Origin of the sequence: Campylobacter sp. TTU_617, assembly GCF_016599045.1 — a bacterium.
Lineage (GTDB): Bacteria > Campylobacterota > Campylobacteria > Campylobacterales > Campylobacteraceae > Campylobacter_D.
The window spans coordinates 140903-166402 of record NZ_JAENKV010000001.1; the positions used below are offsets into that span (position 1 = coordinate 140903).

Annotated in this window: 21 protein-coding genes; 9 read left to right on the plus strand and 12 right to left on the minus strand. The window is 26.3% G+C overall.

The window, feature by feature from the left end; all coding sequences use genetic code 11:
• Positions 1 to 5: 5 nt before the first annotated feature.
• Genes GQV94_RS00685 through murJ form a run of 3 tightly spaced genes read right to left on the minus strand, consistent with a single transcriptional unit; the run spans position 6 to position 4574 of the window.
• Positions 6 to 1739, minus strand: coding sequence for an ABC transporter ATP-binding protein (locus tag GQV94_RS00685; RefSeq protein WP_200169137.1), 1734 nt, complete (start codon positions 1737 to 1739; stop codon positions 6 to 8).
• Positions 1732 to 3123, minus strand: a complete 1392-nt coding sequence (gene cysS / locus GQV94_RS00690) for a cysteine--tRNA ligase (protein ID WP_200169069.1) — start codon at positions 3121 to 3123, stop codon at positions 1732 to 1734. The genes GQV94_RS00685 and cysS overlap by 8 nt, the downstream gene beginning before the upstream one ends.
• A complete protein-coding gene (murJ, locus tag GQV94_RS00695) occupies positions 3123 to 4574 on the minus strand; it encodes a murein biosynthesis integral membrane protein MurJ (protein WP_200169070.1) in 1452 nt (483 codons plus the stop codon). Before murJ ends, cysS begins: the two co-directional genes overlap by 1 nt.
• A gap of 110 nt (positions 4575 to 4684) precedes the next feature.
• Between murJ and GQV94_RS00700 the strand changes: the two genes are divergently transcribed.
• The 7 genes from GQV94_RS00700 (at position 4685) to GQV94_RS00730 (ending at position 12454) form a co-directional block, all read left to right on the plus strand.
• Positions 4685 to 6505, plus strand: a complete 1821-nt coding sequence (locus GQV94_RS00700; RefSeq protein ID WP_200169071.1) for a flagellar assembly protein A — start codon at positions 4685 to 4687, stop codon at positions 6503 to 6505.
• Complete coding sequence (gene ruvA / locus GQV94_RS00705; protein WP_200169072.1) at positions 6502 to 7053, plus strand: Holliday junction branch migration protein RuvA; 552 nt, start codon at positions 6502 to 6504, stop codon at positions 7051 to 7053. The genes GQV94_RS00700 and ruvA overlap by 4 nt, the downstream gene beginning before the upstream one ends.
• A gap of 11 nt (positions 7054 to 7064) precedes the next feature.
• Positions 7065 to 8102, plus strand: coding sequence for a D-alanine--D-alanine ligase (locus GQV94_RS00710; protein WP_200169073.1), 1038 nt, complete (start codon positions 7065 to 7067; stop codon positions 8100 to 8102).
• Between the two features lie 61 nt (positions 8103 to 8163).
• Positions 8164 to 8379 (plus strand): type II toxin-antitoxin system Phd/YefM family antitoxin, encoded by a 216-nt coding sequence (locus tag GQV94_RS00715; protein WP_200169074.1) that lies wholly within the window; start codon positions 8164 to 8166, stop codon positions 8377 to 8379.
• 1 nt (position 8380) lies between these two features.
• The gene (locus GQV94_RS00720) at positions 8381 to 9109 is read left to right on the plus strand and encodes an alpha/beta fold hydrolase (RefSeq protein WP_200169075.1); all 729 of its coding nucleotides are present in this window, start codon (positions 8381 to 8383) and stop codon (positions 9107 to 9109) included.
• Positions 9102 to 10523 carry a Mur ligase family protein gene (locus GQV94_RS00725; RefSeq protein ID WP_200169076.1) on the plus strand — a complete coding sequence of 474 codons (1422 nt, stop codon included), beginning with the start codon at positions 9102 to 9104 and terminating at the stop codon, positions 10521 to 10523. The genes GQV94_RS00720 and GQV94_RS00725 overlap by 8 nt, the downstream gene beginning before the upstream one ends.
• 8 nt (positions 10524 to 10531) lie before the next feature.
• Positions 10532 to 12454 (plus strand): motility associated factor glycosyltransferase family protein, encoded by a 1923-nt coding sequence (locus GQV94_RS00730; RefSeq protein WP_234126252.1) that lies wholly within the window; start codon positions 10532 to 10534, stop codon positions 12452 to 12454.
• A 24-nt stretch (positions 12455 to 12478) separates the two neighbouring features.
• Here the strand turns inward: GQV94_RS00730 and flgH are convergent, their stop codons facing one another.
• A complete protein-coding gene (flgH, locus tag GQV94_RS00735; protein WP_200169078.1) occupies positions 12479 to 13177 on the minus strand; it encodes a flagellar basal body L-ring protein FlgH in 699 nt (232 codons plus the stop codon).
• 172 nt (positions 13178 to 13349) lie between these two features.
• Between flgH and pta the strand changes: the two genes are divergently transcribed.
• Positions 13350 to 14831 (plus strand): phosphate acetyltransferase, encoded by a 1482-nt coding sequence (gene pta / locus GQV94_RS00740; RefSeq protein ID WP_200169079.1) that lies wholly within the window; start codon positions 13350 to 13352, stop codon positions 14829 to 14831.
• A 17-nt stretch (positions 14832 to 14848) separates the two neighbouring features.
• The gene (locus GQV94_RS00745) at positions 14849 to 16036 is read left to right on the plus strand and encodes an acetate kinase (RefSeq protein ID WP_200169080.1); all 1188 of its coding nucleotides are present in this window, start codon (positions 14849 to 14851) and stop codon (positions 16034 to 16036) included.
• Positions 16037 to 16053: 17 nt separating this feature from the next.
• Here GQV94_RS00745 and GQV94_RS00750 read toward each other — a convergent pair whose 3' ends face one another.
• The 8 genes from GQV94_RS00750 to purL form a co-directional block, all read right to left on the minus strand.
• The gene (locus tag GQV94_RS00750) at positions 16054 to 16926 is read right to left on the minus strand and encodes an N-carbamoylputrescine amidohydrolase (protein ID WP_200169081.1); all 873 of its coding nucleotides are present in this window, start codon (positions 16924 to 16926) and stop codon (positions 16054 to 16056) included.
• Positions 16886 to 17806, minus strand: a complete 921-nt coding sequence (locus tag GQV94_RS00755; RefSeq protein WP_200169082.1) for a cation diffusion facilitator family transporter — start codon at positions 17804 to 17806, stop codon at positions 16886 to 16888. Before GQV94_RS00755 ends, GQV94_RS00750 begins: the two co-directional genes overlap by 41 nt.
• Positions 17803 to 18780 carry an agmatine deiminase family protein gene (locus tag GQV94_RS00760; protein ID WP_200169083.1) on the minus strand — a complete coding sequence of 326 codons (978 nt, stop codon included), beginning with the start codon at positions 18778 to 18780 and terminating at the stop codon, positions 17803 to 17805. Before GQV94_RS00760 ends, GQV94_RS00755 begins: the two co-directional genes overlap by 4 nt.
• Before the next feature lie 54 nt (positions 18781 to 18834).
• Positions 18835 to 19281, minus strand: coding sequence for an META domain-containing protein (locus GQV94_RS00765; RefSeq protein ID WP_200169084.1), 447 nt, complete (start codon positions 19279 to 19281; stop codon positions 18835 to 18837).
• An 11-nt stretch (positions 19282 to 19292) separates the two neighbouring features.
• Positions 19293 to 20885 (minus strand): methyl-accepting chemotaxis protein, encoded by a 1593-nt coding sequence (locus tag GQV94_RS00770; RefSeq protein WP_200169085.1) that lies wholly within the window; start codon positions 20883 to 20885, stop codon positions 19293 to 19295.
• Positions 20886 to 20953: 68 nt separating this feature from the next.
• Positions 20954 to 22489 carry a bifunctional phosphoribosylaminoimidazolecarboxamide formyltransferase/IMP cyclohydrolase gene (purH, locus tag GQV94_RS00775; protein WP_200169086.1) on the minus strand — a complete coding sequence of 512 codons (1536 nt, stop codon included), beginning with the start codon at positions 22487 to 22489 and terminating at the stop codon, positions 20954 to 20956.
• Between the two features lie 62 nt (positions 22490 to 22551).
• Positions 22552 to 23322, minus strand: coding sequence for a molecular chaperone DjiA (locus GQV94_RS00780; RefSeq protein WP_200169087.1), 771 nt, complete (start codon positions 23320 to 23322; stop codon positions 22552 to 22554).
• Positions 23319 to 25499 (minus strand): phosphoribosylformylglycinamidine synthase subunit PurL, encoded by a 2181-nt coding sequence (gene purL / locus GQV94_RS00785; RefSeq protein ID WP_200169088.1) that lies wholly within the window; start codon positions 25497 to 25499, stop codon positions 23319 to 23321. The genes GQV94_RS00780 and purL overlap by 4 nt, the downstream gene beginning before the upstream one ends.
• Between the last annotated feature and the right edge of the window lies 1 nt (position 25500).

A 25500-nucleotide genomic window follows, 5' to 3' on the forward strand; every position in this document is an offset into this window, starting at 1 on the left:
TAAAGTTAAGCTTTTATTTTATGTTCTTTGTTTTTAAATTTTTGATAAAGAGTGCAATTTTGCATTAATTCTTGATCGGTTCCAATTGCTAAAACCTTTCCTTTATCTATCACGGCAATTTTATCAGCATTTTCTATAGTGCTAAGCCTATGAGCAATCATAATGATTAATCTATCTTTTTTTAAATTTTCTATAGTTTGAACAATAATTTTTTCACTTTCATTATCTAAAGCTGAAGTAGCTTCATCAAAGATAAGCATATTGGGATTCTTATATAAAGCTCTAGCAATAGCAATTCTTTGTTTTTGACCACCGCTTAAATTTTTACCATTTTCATAAAGCTTTGAATGAATTCCTCCCATTTGCATACTAAATTCATAAGCATTAGCTAATTTTAAAGCTTCAATCACTTTATTTTCATTAAATTCTTCATTATAAGCAACATTTTGAGCAATAGTATCATTAAAAATATAAATATCTTGGGTAACTAAAGATATTTTAGATCTTAAAGATTGCAAAGAAAAATCATCTATGGAATGGTTATTGATAAAAATATCTCCTGAATTTCTACTAAAAAAATGAAGAATTAATCCCACAATAGAAGATTTTCCTCCCCCGCTAGATCCGACAAAAGCTAAAATCTCTCCTTTATTTAAAGAAAAACTAAGTCCTTTTAAAATTTCTTTTCCATTTTCATATGAAAAATAAACATCCTTAAAAACAAGGTTTGAAATATTTTCAAGTTTTTTGTCTCCTCCTTTAATTTCTGGTTTCAAATCCAAAAGATAAAAAGTTCTTTCACTTGCAACAATAGCAGTTTGCAATACTCCATATAAATAAGAGATCCTTTTTATAGGAGTATAAATCATAAAAAGTGCAGTAATAAAGCTAAAAAACGTTCCCACGCTCATATTGCCAAGTATAACTTCTCTTCCCCCAACTATAATAACTATAGATACACCCAAAGAACCTATAATCTCCATAATAGGACTTGTTAAAGAAGTTACACGAACACTTTTTAAAATAACTTTACTTAATTCATCATTTTCTTTTGAAAATCTTAGTTTTTCTTTGGTTTCAGCATTATTTACTTTAATAATTTCTATATTAGAAAAAATTTCACTCAAGCGAGATAAAAGATCTGAATTTTTTTCTTGAGTTGTTTTTGCATATTTTTTAAGTTTTTTAGCAAACCAAACAAGTGGAAAAATAGCTACTGGCAAAACAATTAAAGCAAAAAAAGCTAAAATTGGACTTTGATAAATTACAACACTTATAAGTCCAATGGCAGTAATTACTTCTCTTAAAAAATCAGGAATGATATTAGCCACTACACTTTGCAAAGCATTGATATCATTGGTACAACGACTGATTAACTCCCCTTTTCTATATCGTTTAAAAAACATCATATCAAGCTTTAAAAGATTTTCGAGTACTCTAGATCTTAATACTCTTAATATATCAATTCCAATAAAACTTGTATAATAGCTTTGCAAATAAGCTCCCAAATTTTTAAAAAAATAAACTATAAAAATAAAAAAAGGAGTTATATACAATAAGCTAAGATTTTTATTTACAAAAATATCATCTAAAATTGGTTTAATTACATAAGCACTTGCAGCGGTTCCTAAAGATGCAAAAAGCATGCCTATAATAGCAAATAAAAAATATTTCCAATATTGCTTATAAAAAGGCTTAAAACGCATTAAAACATCAATTAAAGTCATTTTTTTATGCATTATTTTTTTCCCATAAGGTTCCATTTTGAGTATCCATTAAAATAATATTTTTTTTAAGTAAATTATCACGAATTTCATCTGCTTTATTGAAATCTTTATTTTTTTTAGCTTCATTTCTTAAAAAAATTTGCTCTTCTATAAATTCTTTTTCCTCTAAACTTACTCCAAACTGAAAATACTCACTAGGATCTAAAAAGCCAAAACCAAAAATCAAACAAAGTTCTTTAAGACTTCTAGAAAGCTCTTGTTTTAAATTTTTATCTTTATTCTCCTTATCAAGCCTTAGATTTACATTAATAATAAATTCATCAAGCAAGGATAAAGCTTTTGAAATATTTAAATCATCTTCCAAAGCAAATAAAATTTCTTGACTTATTTTACTTTCAAATTTTTCATTTATAAATTGATTATCCCACTTTTGAAGTGCTATTCTTTTTTTAAGTCTATAAAATTTATCAAGTCTTTTTTTACTCATTTGTAAATCTTCTAAAGAATAATTAAAATGGGCTCTATAATGAGTGCTTAAAAGATAAATTCTAAGAACTTCTGCAGGAAATAATTTTAAAGCATCTTTAATAAAAAAACTATTATTAAGACTTTTGCTCATTTTTTCATTATTAATTTTTACAAAACCATTATGAAGCCAATAGTTGCAAACTTCATAATCATATGCACAACGACATTGTGTTGCTTCATTTTCGTGATGTGGAAACAATAAATCAATCCCACCAGCGTGTATATCAAGCTTATCTTGAAAAATGCTTTCTATCATAGCTATACATTCACTATGCCAACCGGGTCTTCCTTTACCAAAAGGACTTTCATAAAATTTTTCATCAAATTTCCATAAAACAAAATCACTTTCATTTTTTTTAAAAACTTCATTTTCTAAACGACTTTGATTTTGAAAAGCATCTCTTTTAGAAAGACTAAAATACTTATTATCTTTACTTGTATCAAAATATACCCCATCTTCTAAAATATAAGCATAACCCTCATTATAAAGTTTTTGAATTAGTTCTATCATCTCTTTTATAAAATGAGTAGCCCTTGGTTTATAATTTGGTTCTAATATATTTAGTGCTTTCATATCATCTTCATAGCTTTTAATATAATATTCGCTCAATTCCTCTAAACTTTTATTTTTTTCTTGCATTTTTTTTAGAATTTTATCATCTATATCAGTATAATTTCTCGCAAAATAAAGCTCATAACCTTTGGCTTTAAAAACCCTCATTAAAAGATCAAAACACACACTACTTCTAGCGTGACCTAAATGAGCATCATCATAAGTTGTAGGACCACAAAGATAAATATTTACTTTTCCTTTTTCTTTTGGAATAAACTCTTTTTTTTCTTTTGAGACACTATCTGTTAATTTCATTAAATTATCCCTTTTATAAACTCAAATATATATAAAAAAACAAAAATTATATTTGATTTAAATTCAAATAATAAAACAGCAATCAAAGCAAATATAACAATAAACAAAATGCAAAATTTCCAAGAAATTAAAGAAAAAAATTCTTTAAAACCGAATTCTTTAATATTAGCCAATAATAAATAAAAAGCACTAATAGACGAAGAAAAAGCAACTGCTAAGATCTTATTTTTTTCATCTTCAATAAATAAAATAAAAACTATAGAACATAAAGCACTTAAGGTTAAAGCCTTAAAAGCTATAAAAGCAGCTATCTTTTGTTTAAATTTAGCATAAAGCCATAAAGATAATATTTTTTGCAACCCAAAAGGCAAAAGCCCTAAAAGATATGCTATTAAAACATAAGCTGTTATTGTGGCATCTTCATTAGAAAAATTACCTCTTTCAAATAGCATTTTAGTAATTTCTTGAGAAAAAATTATACCAATCATAGAAGAAAAAACAAGTAAAATACTTAAAAATGCTAAAGCTTTTTTCATAAATTCTAAAGCCAAGTTTTCTTGATTACTTTTTAAATATTTTAAAATTTTAGGAAAAGAAACTTGCGTTAAAGCAATAGCAAAAAGGGCTAAAGGAAGTTGAAAAATACGATTCGCATAATAAAGATAAGAAATACTTCCAGTGATCAAAAAACTGGCTATAGTTGTATCAAGTAAAGAGCTAAATTGTGTAGCAGAAGAACCTAAAATTCCATGAAAAAAATTTTCATAAAAAGATTTCAAATTTGTTTTTGTTTTTTTAAATTTTAAAGAAAGTATTATAGCTTTTAAAATTCTACTATTATAAAAAACAATCATATGCAAAACCAATTGCGCCACTCCACTTAAAACTATAAAATATGAGAAATAATAAAGCGTTTCATAAGGATTATTTTTATCCACAAAAAAAGCTGCTATAACTATACTAAGATTAAACAAAGAAGATGAAAATGAAGTAATAAAGAATTTTTGTTTATAATTTAACAAAGATGCTAAAAAAGTTACAATAAAAATAAAAAATAAATACCAAAAATTTATGGCTACCAAAGGAGAAGCAAGTTTTATAGTTTCTTTATCAAAACCAAAAGCAAAAATTTTTGTAAAAAACGAAGAGAAAAAACTTACTAAAAGGCAAAATAAAAATACAATAATACTAAATTGATAAAGTACGTTTATGCAAAAAGCTCCTTTTTTTGTTACTTTTGTAAAATTAGGCAAAAAAGATTGATTAAACGCACCTTCAGCAAAAATTCTTCTAAAAAAGGCAGGCATTTTAAGTGCCACAAAAAAAATATCACTATAAAGCCCCGCTCCTAAAAATAAAGCAATTAAAATATCCCTTATTAAACCTAAAACTCTAGAAAATAAAATTCCCAAAGCATTAATAATAAAATTTTTAAACACTAAATTCTTCATAATACCATAGAACCAAGATTTTAATAATTTTTTAGAATAAATATTTTAACCAAAATTGATTAAAAATTTACTATAATATATAATTTATATGAAAAATAGCGGAGAACAACTTGTTAGAAAATGAAAAAATTATTTCCTACACTTCAAACCCTTATAAAGAATTATTAGCAGTTGCTTCACGCACAAATATAGATATCAATGAACTTGACTATAATCTTCTTGCGTTTTCAACTTGGTATCGTTTTGGTAATGAAGAATGGAAAAAAATTAGCGAAAAAGAACTCAATATTTTTGAACAAGATGAAATTTTTTTAAAAAATAATTTAGAAATTAAACAAGAATATAAAATAGAAATTATTCATAATGAAAATAAAAATATTAATGATGCTATTAAGCTGATTGCAAATAAAAATTTAACGAAACTTATAGCAGAAATAGAACTTCAAAAAATAACGTATCATGATAAAATAGCATTAGAATTGCTTCAAAATATTTATAAAAAAATGATTAAATTGAAATTTCTAATTGGTATTCGTATTTTTGACTTTAAAAAACAATTACTTGAAAGTGTTGCAAAAATTAAGTCTTCTTCACATAATTTTACTCAAATTACCGTTGCAAAAGGGATCTCACCTATACAAGCCCAAGATGAAATATTAGTTTTTAACTATAAAGAAAAAACTAAGAATTATACTCAAGATGAAAAAAGATCAGGCATTATTGTAGTTGATGAAAATGAAATCATTCTTACTCATATGAAAGCAAAAAATGGAAAAGAAGGAAGAGATTTAAATTTACATTTATTAAAAGTTCTTGATCCTATGCAAAATAAATTTAGTATTTCTCATACAGATGCTATAAAAATAAATGAAAAAGAAGATCGCATAGAATATATAGCGCAAAAAAAAGGATTTGTCGTTGAAGATGGAAATAAATACGATATCCAAAATGTCTTAGATTTTCAAGAATTAGATTTTAAAAAAATAGGAACTATTAAAGCTGGACTTGATAAAGAAATTATTATCAATGTTAAATTTCCTTCAGATCTCCACGATGCTATTAACTCAGGAATTAAAATAGAGTGTCAAGAGCTAAATGTTGAAGGAAATGTTGCTGCAAATACTTTTTTAAATGCAATAAAAATAAATATCAAAGGAACAACGCATAGCAAAAGCAAAATAAATGCTGAAGAAATTTATGTTAAAACACATAGAGGTTATATTGAAGCAAAAGAAGTAAATATAGATCTTTTAGAAGGTGGAAAAATTAAAGCTCAAATTGTAAAAATTAAAAAAAGCTTGGGCGGGATCATAGAAGCTGATAAAATTTATATAGATGAGCTTTTAACAAATAACACCTTTACTTTTTATCAAAATATAGTTTTAGGAAAATGCGAAGGAAATAATAATAAATTTAACGCAAAAATAAAAAGTTTAAATAAAAATTATACTGAAGAACTTTTTAATAATAAAAATCAAATTTTACAAATTGATCAAAAAATAGATATTTTAAAACAAAATATAAATTCCAATCAAGAAGAGATATATGCTTTAGAAAAAAAAGTTCTTGAGCTTAAAAATTCAAACCAACCTATCCCTTTACAATATGAAAAAATTATTAAAGACTTTCATCTTTACAATCAAGAGCTAACAAAACAACAAAATCAAAGACAAAAATTAGAAGATGAAAAAAATCAGATTTTACAAGAATTAGATCTTTTACAAAATGAACTTTTAAGAGCAAAACTCATTAATAAAAGTGGCAAATGGGGAAATATGAATGAGATTAAATATGAATTTTTACACCCAAAAGTAATGGCTTTTTACTCTATCTTAGAACACGAAGAAACAAAATCTATAGGAGTTATAAAAAAAGAAACAACTATAGAAATTGATAGGAAATTAGATTATGATGAAAAGGATATACAATGATTGTTGGTATCGAAGGAATAATTACAAAAAAAGAACCTACTTTTATCATACTTAAATGTATTAATGGGCTAAGTTATGGTGTATTTATTTCTTTATTTTGCTCAGCAAAAGTTGAGCTTGGACAAAAATATGAATTTTTAATTACTCAAATCATTAAAGAAGATTCTAATAAATTCTATGGCTTTTTAGATAAAGAAGAGCAAAAAATTTTTGAAATGCTTTTAAAAGTAAATGGCATAGGTGCTAATACAGCTATGACTATATGCTCAAGTCTTGATGTAAATTCATTTTATAAGGCTTTAAGCCTTAATGATGAAAATATTTTTAAAAAAGTACCTGGAATAGGACCAAAAAGTGCTAAACGCATACTTATAGAACTTAGCGATGCTAAAACCCATTTAGAACAAATTAGTGATGATAAATCACAAGCTTTAGCTGCTTTAATCTCTCTTGGTTTTAAACAAGATAAAATCATTAAAGTTTTATCAAATTGCACTTCAAACAACACAAGTGATTTAATTAAAGAAGCGCTTAAAAAATTAAGCTAAAGGAGAAAATAATGACTTATGCAATACTTTTTGGAGGAAATTCTTATGAGCACGAAATTAGCATTGTTAGTGCAGTAGTTCTAAAAAAAATCTTAAAAGAAACTATTTTTATATTTTGTGATTTAGAAAGAAATTTTTATCTTATTCCAAGTGAGAAAATGAACTCAAAAACTTTTTGTAAAGGCTTATACAAAAAAGAAAAACAAATTTTTCTTAAAAATGCAGGTTTTTATCAAAAAAATATTTTTAACGAAAAAAAAATAGAATTTGATTGCGTAATTAATCTTATACACGGAAAAGATGGAGAAGATGGCAAAATAGCAGCTTTATTTGATTTTTATAAGATAAATTATATAGGGGCAAGATTAGAGGCAAGTGTTTTATCATACAATAAAGAATTAACAAAACTTTATGCACAAAAAGTTGGAGTTAAAACCTTACCTTATACTATGATTAAAAGATATGATGATCAAAAACAAAATATTGAATTTCCGGTTATTTTAAAGCCAGCTAGACTTGGAAGTAGTATAGGAATAAGTGTTGCAAAAAACGAACAAGAACTTGAATACGCTAAAGATGTAGCTTTTGAATTTGATGATGAAATTTTAGTAGAAGGTTTTAAAAATAATATTAAAGAATATAATCTAGCAGGCTGCATGATAGATGATGAGTTTATTTTTTCAATTATAGAAGAACCAAAAAAACAAGAATATTTAGATTTTGAACAAAAATATCTTAGTTTCTCTTCTCATGCAAAAGTTCAAGAAGCTCCTTTAGAAGAAAAACTTAAAGAAAAACTTAAAGAAAATTTTAAAAAAATTTACAATCCTCTTTTTAAAGGAGCATTAATACGTTGTGATTTTTTTATTATTGATGATGAAATTTATCTTAATGAAATTAATCCAAATCCAGGATCTTTAGCTAACTATCTTTTTGATAATTTTACAGAGCTTTTGCAAAAATTAGCACAAAATTGCAAAAATGAAAAATCACTTTCAATTGAATATAAATTTTTAAATTCTATCAACGGACAAAAAGGTAAATTATAGGCTTTTTAAGGCAAAATATGTTAAATTTTACATAAAATTTAACATATTTTAGGATTGTTATATGCTTTCTTTTAAAAAAGATGAAATTTACACTGCCACAGAAGTTGTAAGGAATTTTAGTCCCATTATAGACAAACTCAAAAAAAGCAAATCAGGAAAAATAGTCATTTTAAAAAATAATAAATTTGAAGCTGTGATGCTCAATATAGAAGAATACGAACGCTTACAAAATGCTTTAGAACTTTTAGAAAAAATCTACACAGATCAGAAGGTTTAAAATGGCATTAACTAGTATAATATTTAAAGAAAAAAAATATGAACTCTCTTATGAATTAATTAATCAAGATAAAAAACTAAAAATTTTAATCCTTCACGGATGGGGGGCTAATAAAGAGCTTATGAAACAAGCTTTTGAAAAAAAACTTAATTCTTTTTGTCAAATTTATTTAGATTTGCCAGGTTTTGGAAAATCTAGTATAAGTGAAGCTTTAAATTCTTATGATTATGCTTCAATTGTTAAAGAATTTCTAATCCAAAAAAAACTAGATATTGATGTTTTTTTAGGGCATTCTTTTGGAGGAAAATTAAGCACTTTGCTTTGTCAAGAAAATCAAATATTAATCTTGCTTTCAAGCGCTGGTATAGTTCCTAAAAAATCATTAAAAATAAAAACAAAAATTTATATTTTTAAATGTTTAAAATTTTTAGGTCTAAACTCTTTTTATAAATTCTTTGTAAGTAAAGATGTAGCTCATATGAATAGTTTAATGTATGAAACCTTTAAAAAGGTAGTTGATGAAAATTACGAAACTATTTTTAAAGAACAAAAAGCTAAATCATTAATTTTTTGGGGTATTGATGATAAAGATACCCCATTAAAGAGTGGAGAACTTATTCATTCTTTTATAAAAAATAGCGAATTTTATCCTTTAAATGGAGATCATTTTTTCTTTTTAAAACACGCTGATTTTATTGCTCAAAAAATACAAGGAATTAAAAATGCTTAATATAATTTATTATCTTAATACTTTAATTTTTAATTTTTGTGTTGCTTTTTATCTTATTAGTGCTTTACAGTGGTATTCTTATAAAATCAAACGTATTATATTTCACTATCATAAACCTTTATGGCATTTATATTTTTTATTTTTACCCTATTTTTTATTTTTAGCTTTTCCATTTTATTCTTTGTTTTATTTTCTAATTCATATTGTTATTTTATACTTTTGGAATAAAAAAATTGACAAAAAACTTGTTTTTACTCAAAAAGTTAAAATATTTTTTATGTTTGTATTTATTTTTAATACTTTATTTGCTTTATTATCTTTTCATATATCTTTTTTATTTAATCTTTTTAGCCTACCTTGCTCTTTAATTTGTTTAAAAATCTATGATTTTTTTGGAGCAAAATATTTTTATTCTAAGGCAAAGAAAAAAATTCTAAATAACAAAAATCTTACTATTATACTTATTACAGCAAGTTTTGGTAAAACAAGTATTAAAAATTTTCTTTATACTCTTTTAAAGGACGATTTCAAAGTTTATAAAACCCCAAAAAGCGTTAATACGCTTATGGGTATAATACGCGATATTAACGAAAATCTTAATGAAACATTTGATATTTATATAGCAGAAGCAGGAGCTAGAAATCAAGGAGATATAAAAGAAATTACTGAACTTTTAGAGCCTCAAATTTGCATTATAGGAGAGATTGGAAATGCTCATTTGGAGTATTTTAAAAATTTAGAAAATACAAGAAAGACAAAATTAGAAGCTCTAAGCTCCAAAAGGCTTAAAAAAGCATTTTTACATACAAGCACTAAAGAAAATGAAAATAATATTATAAGTCTTTATGATAAAAAAATCTCAAAAATTGAGACCTCTTTAGAAGGGATAAAATTTGATCTTTTCTTAAACAATGAAAATCATTCTTTTAAAAGCATTATTTTAGGCTCATTTAATGCTCAAAATCTTTGTGCTTGCATACTTTGTGCTAATTTCTTAGGTCTTAATTTAGAAAAAATTAAAACACAAGTTCTTAAAATTAAATCCGTTAAACATCGCTTAGAAATACTTTCAAAAAAACCTAAATTTATCATAGATGATGGTTTTAATGGAAATTTTAAAGGAATGAGTGAAAGTTATAAACTTTGTAAAACATATAAAGGGCGTAAAATTTTAATAACACCTGGTATTGTTGAAGTAAATAAAGAAGAAAATATTAAACTTGCAAAAATTATTAATGAATGTTTTGATTTGGTTATAATTAGTGCTAAAATAAATCAAGAGATTTTTAAAGAAACTCTTACAATTTCAAGTCTTTTTTTAAAAGAAAAATCAGAACTTATCAGTATTTTAACCAAAGAAACAAAAGATGGAGATTTAATACTTTTTTCTAATGATGCACCAAGTTATTTATAAGGATGGATATGGAAATTTTTTATAAAAATATCAATGCATTAAGTAATATTACCCTAAAAGAAAAACTTCTTAAACTTAAAGAAAATACTCATTTTGAAAATGAGTTTTATATTTTACGAGGAAAAGATAATTTAGATATCAATATTCACTCTAAAATGGGGGGGGGTATATATCAAAATCCTTTAGAAGAATTAAAAGAAAGATTAGAACTTTATAATCATAAATATTATCTATACCCTGTGCTTTATTTTTATGGCTTTGGTAATGGAATTTTATATAAAATTCTTCTGCAAAATAAAAATCATCAAAAAATTGTTATTTTTGAACCTAATATTCCCTTGCTTTTTGTTTTATTTAATTCTATTGATTTTTCTAAAGAACTTGCTAATTTAATCATACTTGATCCTTATGAAGAAAATTTTTTTGGTGATCTTTTATCTCTTAGTCAAGAAGAGCCGTATTTTAAATTTTTAAGAGTATATTTTTTAGATATTCATTCTAAATTTTATGCAAAAAATCATCAAGAAAATATTCTAAAAATAAACAAAAAATTTACAGAACTAATTAAAAATATATTTATAAGTCACGGAAATGATCCAGAAGATGTTTTGATTGGAATTAGACATAATTTACAACATCTTGTTCCTATGCTTACCAATTCTTCGTTATTAGATCTTATAAAAGAAAGAAAAAACAAAATGCAAAATGCTATTATAGTTTCAACTGGTCCCTCTCTTATAAAACAACTACCATTACTTAAACAATATGCTTCTAAAGCTTCTATTTTCTGTGCTGATGGTTCTTATACAATTTTAGCAAATTATGGTATTAAGCCTGATTATGTTTTATCTACAGAAAGAGTTTTTGCAACTTCTAAATTTTTTGATAATGATTTTAAAGAATTTGATCAAGGAATTTTGTTTATACTAAGCACTCTTACACATCCACAAACCCTAAAACATATTCAAAATGCCAATAGAAAATATATTTTAACTCCAAAAGATATGTTCTTTAGAAATTTTAAATTTAAACAAATTTTAGATCCTGGACAAGGACATAGTGTTGCACATATGTGTTATGATTTAGCTTTAATGTTAAATCATAAAAATATCATTTTAATAGGACAAGATTTAGCTTACGATAAAGAAGGAAATTCTCATCCTAAAGAATACTTATACGGAGCCAATGATGAGCAAGATCCTAATGATATAAAATATAAACTTCAAACTACAGCTTATGGTGGAAAAGGTTTAGTTTATACACGAGAAGTTTGGAATATTTTTAGAACCACCTTTGAAAGAAATATAGTCCAAAATCCTCATATCAAAGTATATAATTGCACTGAAGGGGGTGCTAGGATTGAAGGAAGTATAGAACAAAGTTTTAAAAGTATTTGTGCAAATTTATTAAATGATGAAAAAAATTTTAAAGAAATACCCATACCTAGTATTGCAAAGCAAAATGAATATCTATTAAAAGCTTATGCTAAAATAAAAAGTCTTATAAAACAATGTAATGATTTTATAAATTATTTTGATAAAGAATTAAAACTACTTAGAAATGATTTTTTAAATCTTAAGTTAGAATATAATGAAAATTTATATAGCAAACTTATTAAAAATATCGATGAAATTAAATTAAAAATTGATGAAATTGGAAACAATTATTATAGTATATATATGGCTTTTTATCCTACCATTAATCAATTTGAATTTAATTTAGCAAAAATTTTTGTTCTTAATCCAAGTAATAAAGAGGAACTTTTAGCCAAAAAGAATTTATGGATAGAAGATCATTTATATTTATTTACCCTTATATTTTCTCAAATAGAAATTTTTAAAAATTTATTAGAACAAAATATTAACAATTTAAAAAATGAACTTATTGCTAGAAATCTTGAAAAAAGAATTATAAAATTTGATAAAGATTAAACCTTTTTAGGTTTAATCTTTTAATTAAAATGGCCAAATAGCTTCTATAACTTTACTTCCCCAAGGTTTTCTTGTGCTTCTATCTACTTCGCCTTCGGTTTTATAAAGAATTTTAGCATCAGCAATATAGCGACTATCTATGGTATTATCTTGACCTATATCATAAGGGCGTATAACCCCGCTAAGTTGTATTATTTGTTTTTCTCCATTTATAAGTAGTTCTCTTGAACCTTCTATAAAATAATTGCCATTAGATAAAATTTTAATTACCCTTGTTGAAATAGTTGTATTGAAACTCTCATTGCGACTTTGAGAGCCTGTTCCTTGATAATTAGAAGTGCTATTGGTTTGAAAACCTATATTAGAATAAGCATTAACTTTATTAATAGCATTACCAACAACTCCAGTACTTCCGCTTAAAGCTCCTCCACCTAAATTCGCTGTATTTGTTCTACTAGTTGCTTTATTAGCTTGTGTGCTTTGTGTTGTGCTTTCTTGTATTACAACAGTTACAAGATCATTAACATTCATAGCTTTTTTATCAGAAAATAAAGGATTATCGCCTTTTCCAAATAAAGAGCCAGGAGCACTTTCTATATTATTACTTTGCTTTGGAGCCAACTCTTCAACATATGCGGGTGGCTTCATAGAAATTTGTGGATCTACAGTAGCACTACAACCAAAAAATACAATTGGTAACATATAAATTATCTTCTTTTTCATTAATCTATCCTTTGAATATGAAATTTTCTATAAAATCAATTTATAAAAAATACTTCCTTTGATCAAATTAGAAGCAAATAAAGTTCCAAAATAATTTTTCATTTTTAAATTAAGTATTAAGTTAATATTTGTTTAAATTAAGCTATTATTTTTAAAAGCATAGGAGAAAAATATGAATGGAATTTATATTATTAGATCAAACAACAAAGAACTAAATTCTAAAATTCTTACAAAAGTGTTAGAAAAATACTCTAATAAAAAAATAGGACTTTTTTATCCTGTTATCAATGAAAATGAAATAAACGACATACAAATTTTAATGCAAAAATTCAATATACAACAAGAATTAAATCGCACTTATGTTTTTAAATCATCAGAAGCTATAAAGCAATTTAATGATGATGAATTTATTTTCTTTAATACTATTTTAGATAAATATGAAACATTAAAAAATAAATATGACATAGTTTTTGCAATAGCTTTTAATGAATTTGACATTTTAGATACTTTAGATTTAAATATAAATTTAGCTAAAAATCTTAATACTCCTATTGCAGTGATTACACAAAATAATATACTTGCAAAAAAATATTTAGATCAAGCATTAAAAAATAAAAATTATGTACTTATAAGTGAAAATTCTACTTTAAATGAACTTGATACTTTAAAAGATTATGATTTTTTAACCCCTTATCGTTTTAAATATGAATTAATTAAAAAAAATATTAAAAATAAAAAAACTATTGTTTTACCAGAAAGTGATGATAAAAGAATTTTACAAGCGTGTGAAATTTTAATAAAAAATGATTTAGCTAATATTATTTTATTAGGTGATGAAGAGCAAATTAAAAAAGAGGCTAATTTTGATACTAGCAAAATTCAAATTCTAAATCCTAAAAATTCTATTTTTAATGAAGAATTTGCCACTATGCTTTATGAAGCAAGAAAAGCTAAAGGTATGAGCTTAGAAGAGGCTAAAGAATTAATCAAAGATAGGACTTATTTTGGCACTTTACTTGTTCATAGCCAAAAGGCTGATGCAATGGTAAGTGGAGCTTCTACAACCACAGCTGAAACTATACGCCCTGCTTTGCAAATCATTAAAACAAAAGAAGGAATTACTTCAGTTTCTGGCATATTTTTTATGGGGCTTAAAGATGAAGTTTTAGCTTTTGCAGATTGCGCTGTAAATCCAAATCCTACTCCTCAAGAACTAGCGCAAAGTGCTTATGTTAGTGCTTTAAGTGCTAAAGCATTTGGATTAGATCCAAAGATTGCTTTTCTTTCTTATTCAAGTGGAGATAGTGGAAAAGGAGTAAGCGTTGATTTAGTTAAAGAAGCTGTAAAAATTGCTAAAGAACAATATCCTGATTTAGCTATTGAAGGTCCTATACAATTTGATGCAGCATATGATCCTAGTACAGCAAAAAGTAAAATGCCTCATTCAAAAATAGCAGGATATGCTAATGTTTTTATCTTTCCTGACTTAAATGCTGCAAATATATGTTACAAAGCAGTTCAAAGAACTGCCAATGCTTTAGCTATAGGTCCTCTTTTACAAGGTCTTAAAAAACCAGTTAATGACTTAAGTAGAGGTTGCTTGGTTGATGATATTGTAGATACAGTAATCTTAAGTGCAGTTCAAGCACAATAACAATAAAAGGAGAAAAAATGAAAATTTTAGTATTAAATTCGGGTTCATCTTCTATCAAATTTAAACTTTTTGATAATGAAGTTGTAAAAGCTAGTGGATTGATAGAAAAAATAGGAGAAAATGGCTCAAGAGTTGAGTTAAAAAACACTTTAACGGGTGAAGAATTTGAAAAAAAGGTAAATATTAAAAATCACGAAGAAGGTTTAAAAATCACAAATGAACTTTTCAAAGAATCTGGAATTTTAACCGATCTTAGTGAGCTTGATGGTTGTGGTCATAGAATTGTTCATGGAGGAAAAGAACTTAGCGAACATTGTTTAATTGATGATAAGGTTTTAGAACAAATTGATAAAGTTAGTATTTTTGCACCTTTACATAATCCTGCAAATTTAGCAGGGATTAAAACAATGATTAAAGCTGCGCCAAATGTTAAAAATGTAGCTGTTTTTGATACAGCTTTTCATTCACAAATGCCAGAATTTGCTTCAATGTATGCCCTGCCTTATGAATATTATGAAAAATATAATATTAAAAAATATGGTTTCCATGGAACATCTCACGCTTATGTGAGTAAGAAAGCTGCTTTATTTTTAAATAAAGATTACAATAATTTCAATGCAATTAGTGCGCATCTTGGAAATGGCGCAAGTGTTTGTGCAATAGAAAATGGAAAAAGCGTAGATACTTCTATGGGCTTTACTCCTTTAGAAGGTCTTATTATGGGAACAAGATGTGGGGATATTGATGCTGCTATTTTACCTTTTATAGCACAAACTCAAAATCTTAGCATGCAAGAAATTGATACTTTAGTTAATAAAAAAAGTGGTGTTTATGGAATTTGTGGATTTAATGATTTTAGAGATATAGAAAATCAAATTGAAAAAGGTGATAAAAAAGCCAAACTCGCTCTTGATATGTTTTGCTATCGTCTTGTTAAATATATAGGCTCTTATTTAGCAGTATTGCCAAGAACAGATGCTTTAATTTTTACAGGCGGTATTGGAGAAAATGGAAATTTAGTAAGAAAACTTGTTTGTCAAAAACTTTTACATTTAGGATTTGAGCTTGATGAAAAATTAAATGATGAAAGATCAAAAAAAGAAAGAGAAATTAACAAAAACTCTTCTAAAATTAAAATCCTTGTTGTTCCTACTGATGAAGAATTAGAAATAACAAAAATTACCCAAAAACTTATAGCTAAGTAAAACCTTTAAGGTTTTACTTAATCAATAAATCTTTTATTTAATTCGTTAAAATATTCTATACGTCTATCCCTTAAAAAAGGCCACCAACGACGCACATTTTCGCTTCTTTTTTGATCAATTTCTACAACTTTATATAATTCACTTGTATCATCAGCTCTAAAAAGTTCCTCTCCTTGAGGTCCTACTATAAAAGAATTTCCCCAAAAATTTATACCTTCTTCTACCCCACTCTTATCTTTTTCAAAACCAACACGATTGATACTAACAACATATAAACCATTTGCGATAGCGTGTCCTTTTTGAATGCCTATCCAAGCATCAAGTTGTCTTTGTTTTTCTTCTATGCTATCTTTATTAAACCAACCTATAGCTGTTGGATAAATAAGAATTTGAGCTCCTTTTAAAGCCATTAACCTTGCTGCCTCTGGATACCATTGATCCCAACAAATTAATACTCCTAATTTTCCAATACTTGTATTAATAGGCTCAAACCCTAAATCTCCTGGGGTAAAATAAAATTTCTCATAAAAACAAGGATCATCTGGAATATGCATTTTTCTATATTTTCCAGCTATACTTCCATCTTTTTCAAAAACTACGGCTGTATTATGATAAAGTCCAGCACTACGCTTTTCAAATAAAGAGGTAATTAAAACTATATTATTTTCTTTAGCTACTTTAGACCAAAATTCAAGATCTTTTTCATAGTCATTAGCTAAATCAAAAAAATCAACATTTTCGCTTTGGCAAAAATACTCACTTTGATGAAGCTCACAAAGACAAACAAGCTCAGCTCCTTCCTTGGCACTTTTTTTTATAAGCTCGCAAGTATTTTCAATGGTAGCTTGCTTATTTTGGTGAAATTTTTGCTGTATTAAAGCTATTTTCATTTGTTTCCTCCTGCTCTTGATCATCATAAGGATCAAGATGAATTTGAATATCCCATTTTTCATCATTAAAAGCTTTTCTAATACTCATTTCAATTTCATCTGAAATCTTATGCGCATTATATAAAGAAATTATAGGACAAAAAACTAGATGAACACTAAGATAATTCATATTTGGACTTTTTCGAGTTTTTAAATGATGAAAACTTATAATTTCTTTATTTTTTTTAATCAACTCTCGAATTTTTTCAACTTTATTTTCTTCTAGTGCTACATCCATCAATAAACTTATACTTTTTTTTATAATCTTAAAAGCACTAAAAGCTATATAAAAACTTGCAATTATACCAAACAGAGCATCTATAATAAAATAGCCCGTTAAAGAAATTAAAACAAGAGCTAAAAGTGTTGCAAAATTAGTTAAAAGATCACTTTTATAATGCAAACAATCACTCTCTACGATTAAACTTTTTGTTTTTTTAGCTACATAACTTAAAAAAATAACTAAACAAAGAGTTAAAATCAAAGAAAAAATCATTATAAAAATACCGATATTAATATCTTGAATTTTCTCTTGATAATAAATCTTTAAAATACTTTGATAAAAAATAAAAATGCCAATTCCAGCTATAAAACAACCTTCAATAAATCCCATAATAGCTTCAATTTTTCCATAACCAAAATTATAGTTTTCATTTGGCTTTTGAGCTGATTTACGTATGGCCAGAAAATTAAAAGCTGAAATAACAAAATCCACCATAGAGTCAATAGCACTAGAAAGGATAGCTATGGAGCCACTCATTAAACCAACAATCAATTTACATAAAGCAAGAAAAAAAGCACAAGAACTTGCAATAATAGTTGCTTTTTTTTGTAAATTCATTTTAAATTCTTAAAATAATTTTGACAAGAACAATGCAAAGAACCATTTTGTCTTAAAAATACTCTTGCATCAACTCCTATAATCTTTCTATTGGGCAATGCTTTGGCTAATCTTTTGGCAACAATTTCATCGTTTTCATCTTTATAAAAAGGCATAATTAAAGCATTATTAATGAAAACAAAATTTGCATAAGTAGCACCGAGTCTTTTTCCTTCATAAAACAAAGGCTTAGGTAAAGGAAGTTCTAAAAGATGAAATCCTGTTTTTAAAAGCTCTTCTTTCATTTTTTTTAAAGGTTCATAATGAATATCTTTTTTATCTTCACAAGTACAAAAAGCTATGGTATTTTCATCAATAAAACGTGCTAAGGTATCGATATGATGATCTGTATCATCGCCTTGTATAAATCCATTTTCAAGCCATATAATTTTTTCAAGTCCAAAAATATTTTTTAATTTTTTATCTAATTCTTGTTTATTAAGATGTGAATTTCTATTTGAATTTAAAAGACAATTTGAAGTAGTAAGCATTACACCTTTTCCATTAAAATCAATACTTCCTCCTTCTAAGATTAAATCAATTTTTTCTAATTTCTCTTTAAATTTTCTTAAAAAAAGCTCTGTATTGACTTTATTATCTAAATTACTTTGAAATTTATTACCCCAAGCATTGAAAGTAAAATCTAAAGCTTTTAGCTTATTCTCTTCTAAAATCGCAATGGGTCCATAATCTCTTATCCAAGTATCATTAGTATCACAAATAAAAAATTCAACGTTATTAAATGATAAATAAGGAATAAAATCTTCTTTAGAAGGAGCAATCAATAATACTTTTTGAAAAGGAATAATTGCTTTTATAAATTCTTTATAACTTTTAAGAATATCATTTAAATAAGGCTTCCAATCTGTATTTTTATGAGGGAGTGCAAGAATTAAATATTCTTGCTCGCTCCATTCAGCAATAGTTTTTATCATTTTTAACCTTTTTTGATAATAAAAGGCGTATTTTACTCATTAATGGATAAAATATTATTTAAAAAAGATTTTCATTGATCCATTTTCATTACTCAAATTAAGTTTTCCATTTTCATTTAAAATTTTAAATTTCCCTTTAAAATTAGATAAAAAAGTATTTTCAAAATCCATTACTTCTTGTGGATGACAATACATTTGAGTAGAGGCTACACGATCACCTTCAACTGTAAGAATTTTTCCATCACTTTGATAAGCGCCAAAGAAACGATTACATCCTGAATAACCATAAAATTTATTATTGTCAAAACTAATATTTGGATCCTCTTCTGTATTTTTAGGAATAAAAGTTTTATCATTTACAACTATTTTTTCAATTTTTAAAATTGCATTTTGAGGCAAAATATCAAAAGACATATTATTTTCCTTTGTTGCTATATTATTTGATGCACATCCTGCAAATAAAATTGTAGCTAAAGAAGCTATTTGAAAAATTTTTTTCATTGAATTATCCTTTAAATTTGAAATTGTTTTAATTCGCTTTCGAGATTATGACATACTAATTTTAATTCGTCTACAACCTGAAGTAAAATTTTAGAAATTTCTTCATTTTTTTCACTCGCTTCAACATTTTCTTGCATTCTCATTAATAAATCTTGTATGCTTTCTTGACAAGTTTTTATTTTATTAGCGCATAAGATTGCAAGATTTTTAGAATCTTGATTGCAAATTTTTACTTCATTGGCATCATTTACAAGTAAATTTGTATTTTCATGTAAAGAATGTATGCTTTGAGAATTTTTTCTTAATTCGCTAGCTATTTCTTCTATACTATCCAAAAGCTCTTTTGTAATAACTGCAACATTAGTTAAAAATTCTTCACTATGATTAGCAAGAGTTCTAATATCTTCAGCTATAACAGAAAATCCTCTTCCAAAAGCTCCTGCTCTTGCAGATTCAATTCCTGCATTTAAAGATAAAAGATTTGTTTTATCTGCAATCTCATCCATCATTTGAGTGGTTTTTTGTATATTTTTTGCTTGCAAAACCATATTTTCGACTTTTTTGGCTAAATTATTTTCATTTTCTGCTACATCGGTAACTTTTTGTGCCACTTCAAATAAAGATTTTAACATCTGTTCTAAAAGTTTATAAGATTTATCATTTGCGGCATTTGCATCACCTGATAAGTTAGCTAACTCTGTTAAATCAGAACCGATATTTGCCCCTAGTTGAAAACTAGAGTCAATTTTTTGATGACTTAATTTAGAATTATCATTTAAAGAAATAGCATTTAAATTTAAAAGCTTGCTTTGTTGTTCTACACTTTTAGAACTTAAATTTACACCACTTACTGTTTTATGTGTTTTTTCTATAAACTGATTGATATAATCACAAGCCTTTGCTATCTCATCTTGACCTTTAATTTTTATTCTAGTTTTTAAATTACCACTTCCTTGAGCAAGTTCTTTAGCATGTTTTAAAAGTTCTAATATAGGATTGCCAACAACTATTTTAAAAGTTATAAGCGCAACAATAAGTGTAAAAATTAAAGCCAAGCCAAATATAATAATATAAGAACGACTAGTTTTATTAATATCTTTTTCAATACCCTCTAAAGAATGATAAACATCCATAACACCTATAACACTACCTTCTTTAACATTTGCATGACAGGTAATACAGGTTTGATCAGCTATTAAAGGGCGTATTAATCTTAAATGATTGATATTATTAATTTCTTCTTTTAAGGATTTTGATTGAGGGTTTATAAACTGATCTAAGATGATTTTTTCATTTGAAATAAGAGGATTTTTCATATCAAAAAGCTCTATAGTTTCTTTAGAAGGATAAATTTTTATATCACTAATTCCTTCAATTTTTTTTGCCTCTTTAATGGCATCTTGAATTTGTTCAGGATCTCCTAAATTCATCGCCATCCTCATAGTCTGAAAAACAGAAATGCTAATACTATTTAAATTAGCTTGACTCATTTTATTTGCTGTATTCTTAAAATCCAAATTTATAATTACTTGCACAATAATAAAGCTAATTAATAAAACAAAAAACATAGAGATTGAAACTTTAAAACCCATACTTTTAAGCATTAAGCACTTCCTGAAATAAAATATTATTCAAAATTGTAATATTTTATTAATTTAAAATTAATAAAATATTAATGTAAAAAATGTCTTACCCCTGTAAAATAAAGTGCTATACCATATTCATTAGCTGCTTTTATAACCTCATCATCCCTTATGCTTCCACCTGGTTCAACTATAGCCCTAACTCCTATCTTGCTAGCCTCATCTATACTATCTCTAAATGGAAAAAAAGCTTCGCTAGCTAAAACACAATCTTTTAAATCAAGTTTCATTTCTTTAGCTTTAGCAATAGCAGCTTTACTTGCATCAATTCTACTTGTCATTCCCATACCAATAGCTACCATAGCACCATTTTTTACATAAACTACATTATTTGATTTTGTCAAAGCAGCGATTTTTATAGCGATCTCTAAATCTTTTAACTCATCTTTACTGGCTTTTCTTATACTCATACATTTAGCATTTTTAAGTTCATTTATATCCACTTCATCACTATTTTGATAAACAAAACCCCCATTTATATGTTTAAAATCATATTTATCAAAACCACGTATTAAAAAAGGACTTTCTTGTGTAAAAATTTTAATACGCTTTTTATCATCAAAAACAGCTAAAGCTTCTTTATCAACATTAGCAGCAATAATAACTTCTATATAAATTTCATTAATTTTTTGAGCTAAGGCAAGATCTAGTGTTCCATTTATAGCCACTACCCCTCCATAAGCACTTATACTATCACATTTTAAAGCGTGAATATAACTTTGAAGAAGATTTTCCTTTATAGCAAAACCACAAGGATTAGCGTGTTTAACAATAGCAACTGCTGGAGCCTTATCAAAACTACTTGCTAAATTTAAAGCTGCATTAATATCTGTTAAATTATTAAAACTTGCTTCACCCTTTAAAGCTTTAAAATTCTTGCTAAAAAAATGTTCAAACTCATACAAAGCACCTTTTTGATGAGGATTCTCACCATATTTTGTATCAAAAACTTTTTTTCCCATTATAAATTTATAATTTCCAAAACCTTTATTAAAACGCTCATTCATATAATTAGCTATATAAGAATCATAATTTGCAGTATGCTCATAAGCTTTTATCATTAAACTACGTCTCATTATTTCATCATCTTTTTTTTCTTTTATACTTTCAATTATATTTTTATAATCTTTAACATCACAAACAATTAAAACATTTTTATAGTTTTTAGCTGCACTCCTTATCATAGTAGGACCGCCGATATCTATATTTTCAATAATTTCATCAAAATCATCTGTTTTAAGCGTTGTTTCCCTAAAAGGATATAAATTAACACAAACTAAATCTATATTATTAATACTATATTTTTTTGCTTCTTCTTGATGCTTTAGGCTATCTCTTTTGTATAAAATTCCTCCGTGTATTTTTGGATGTAAAGTTTTAAGACGCCCTTCAAAAAGCTCTGGACTATTAGTAAATTCGCTTACTTCAATAGCTTTAACACCCTGCTCTTTTAAAAGTTTAAAAGTTCCGCCTGTAGAAAGGATTTCAAAACCTAAATTTTCAAGTTCTTTTGAAAATTCTACTATACCTTCTTTATCGCTTACACTTATTAGAGCTCTTTTCATATTATTTCCTATTTTTTAATATCAATTATTTTTATTTATTTATTTAAAAATTATTATCTATTTTATTGTTCTAAATATTTTTTAATTTTTTCATAAGCTTCGTTGATTTTTTGAAATTTTTGCACTCCTTTTTCTAATTCTTCTTTGGAAACATTATTGGCATTTAAAATATCAGGGTGATATTTTTTGGCTAAATTTCTATATTGTTTTTTTACTTCATTAAGAGTGGCACTAGAATTAAGTTCTAAAACATTATAAGCTTCTTCTATGCTCATAGTTTTACTTTGGCTTTTAAGATTATTAATTCCTTGAATAAATTCTTTAAGTTCCCTATCAGAAATTCCAAAAGCTCTAGCAATCTGATTTAAAATTTCTTGTTTTTTATTGTGAAATTCTCCATCAATCAAAGCCATAAAAACAAGAACTCTTAATACGTTTAAACGCTCATTTTTTGGTAAAGGAACTTCTTTTAAAAAGTCTTTTGCCACTTCATAAGCATCATTGAGATTATTTTTATGTTCATTAAAACAACTTTTTAAAAATTCCCTCTCTCTTTCATTTTTAGCATTAGCATCTAAAATTTGAGAAATCATATCAGCTTCGCTTTGACTTACCCTGCCATCGCTTTTTGCAATTTTTGCAAGTAAAGCTATAACGTAATAATTCATTCTTTTTCTAAATTCATCAATTCTTTCTTCCATTACACCTTTTGCAAAACCTCGCATAAAACTTTTGGCCCCGCGAGTTGTTGAATTTAATAAACCTTGTTTATCCCAAGTTTTATAATACCAATAAAACACCAAAACAACAAATACAATAAGAATAAAAATCATAATAACATTTCCCTAAAATTTGAAAAATAAATTTTTTTAAGATCTTTAAGCTCTAAAAAAATATCATCTAAAATAAATTTTTCTTCCTTAGTAGTTTGACCTAGTTTAAAAAATGGAATTTCCATTGAAGTTGCAAGCTCTAAAAAATCTTTTTCATTTTTAACGCCTACTATTGCCCTAGTTGGACTTTCCTCAAAAAGTAAAGCTTTATCTTGAAAAGAAGTTTTTAAATTTAAACCCACACAAGAAATAGCACACATTTTTGCTAAAGTTATTGCTATGCCACCTATACCAACACTATTTGCACATTCTAATACTTCTTGTTTACAAGCTTCTTCTAAAAATTTCCAAAGTTTTAATTCAGATTCAAAATCAAAATCTTTTAATTTTCCTTTAACTACTTTATCTTGTATTTTAGAAATTAAAGATCCTCCAAATTCTTTATAAGTCCTACCTAATAAATAAACACTTGTATTAGAATTTATAAAAGCACTTTTTAATAATTTATTTGCATCTTTTAATAAGCCTACATTTACTATAGTGGGGCTTGGATAAATATTTAAATCTTTACTTTGATTATATAAAGAAACATTACCACTTACAACAGGAATATTTAAAGTCTTACACGCTTCTTTAATACCTTCACATCCTTTTGCAAACTGCCACATTACTTCTTCATTTTCAGGATTTCCATAATTTAAACAATCTGTAATAGCTAAAGGCTTAGCTCCGGTGCAAGCCACTTTTCTTCCTGCATTTGCTACAGCTAAAATAGCACCTTTTTTAGGATCAATATAGTTTAATCTTGAATTACATTCTATGGCTATACTAAGAGCACTATTATTTTCTTTTACCCATATAGTGCTTGCTCCTAAAACCCCATCTGCTTTTAAAGTATTAGTTTGAACACTTGAGTCAAACTGATCATAAATATAAGACTTATCATTAATATTTTCATTTTGCAACATTTTTATAAAAATATCTTGTACATTTTCCTTAAGCTTAAACTCATAATCTTTAATTTCATCCAAATACTTGGGTTTATTTATAGGACGATTTAAAATAGGTGCTTTTTCACTTAAAGGGGCAATAGGAATTTCTCCTACTAATTCATTATGCCAAAAAAGCTCCATTTTGCCACTATTATTTACCTCTCCAATCACAACAGCATCTAAATTCCATTTTTTAAAAATCTCTAAAACTTTTTTTTCATACCCTTTTTTAGCACAAATTAACATTCTTTCTTGAGATTCACTAAGCATCAATTCATAAGGGGTCATATCTTTTTCTCTTGTTGGAACCTTATCAAGATAAAGCTTCATACCACTACCGCTCCTTCCAGCCATTTCAAAAGAACTAGAAGTAAGTCCAGCAGCTCCCATATCTTGAATTCCTATAATACAATCACTTTTAAAAAGTTCTAAGCAAGCTTCCATTAAAAGCTTTTGACAAAAAGGATCTCCAATTTGAACAGTAGGTCTTAATCTTTTGTTTTCCTCATTAAAACTATCGCTAGCCATCACAGCACCACCAAGACCATCTCTACCTGTTTTCGAACCAACGTAAATGATAAGATTGCCTATACCTTCAGCTTTGGCATAAAAAATATCCTCTTTTTTACAAATTCCTAAAGCAAAAGCATTGACTAATATATTGCCATTAAAACATTCATCAAAAGCACATTCGCCACCTATAGTTGGAATTCCCATACAATTTCCATAATGAGCAATACCATTTACAACACCTTTAACAAGATATTTTTGATATTTGCCCATTTCTTTATCATGAATATTGCCAAATTTTAAAGAATTCATTAAAGCCACAACTCGCGCACCCATTGTAAAAACATCTCTTATTATACCACCGACCCCAGTAGCAGCACCTGCAAAAGGCTCAATAAAACTTGGATGATTATGGCTTTCTATTTTAAATACAGCTGCTAAGTTATCGCCTATATCAATAACCCCTGCATTTTCTCCAGGACCTTGTATCACATAAGAAGCTTGAGTAGGAAAACCCTGTAAATATTTTTTACTTGATTTATAAGAGCAATGCTCACTCCACATAGCACTAATAATACCAAGCTCTAAAAGATTAGGTTCTCTATTTAAAATTTTTAAAATTTCTTTATATTCATCTTGACTGATTTTATGAGCTTTTATAGTTTTTAAATCCATT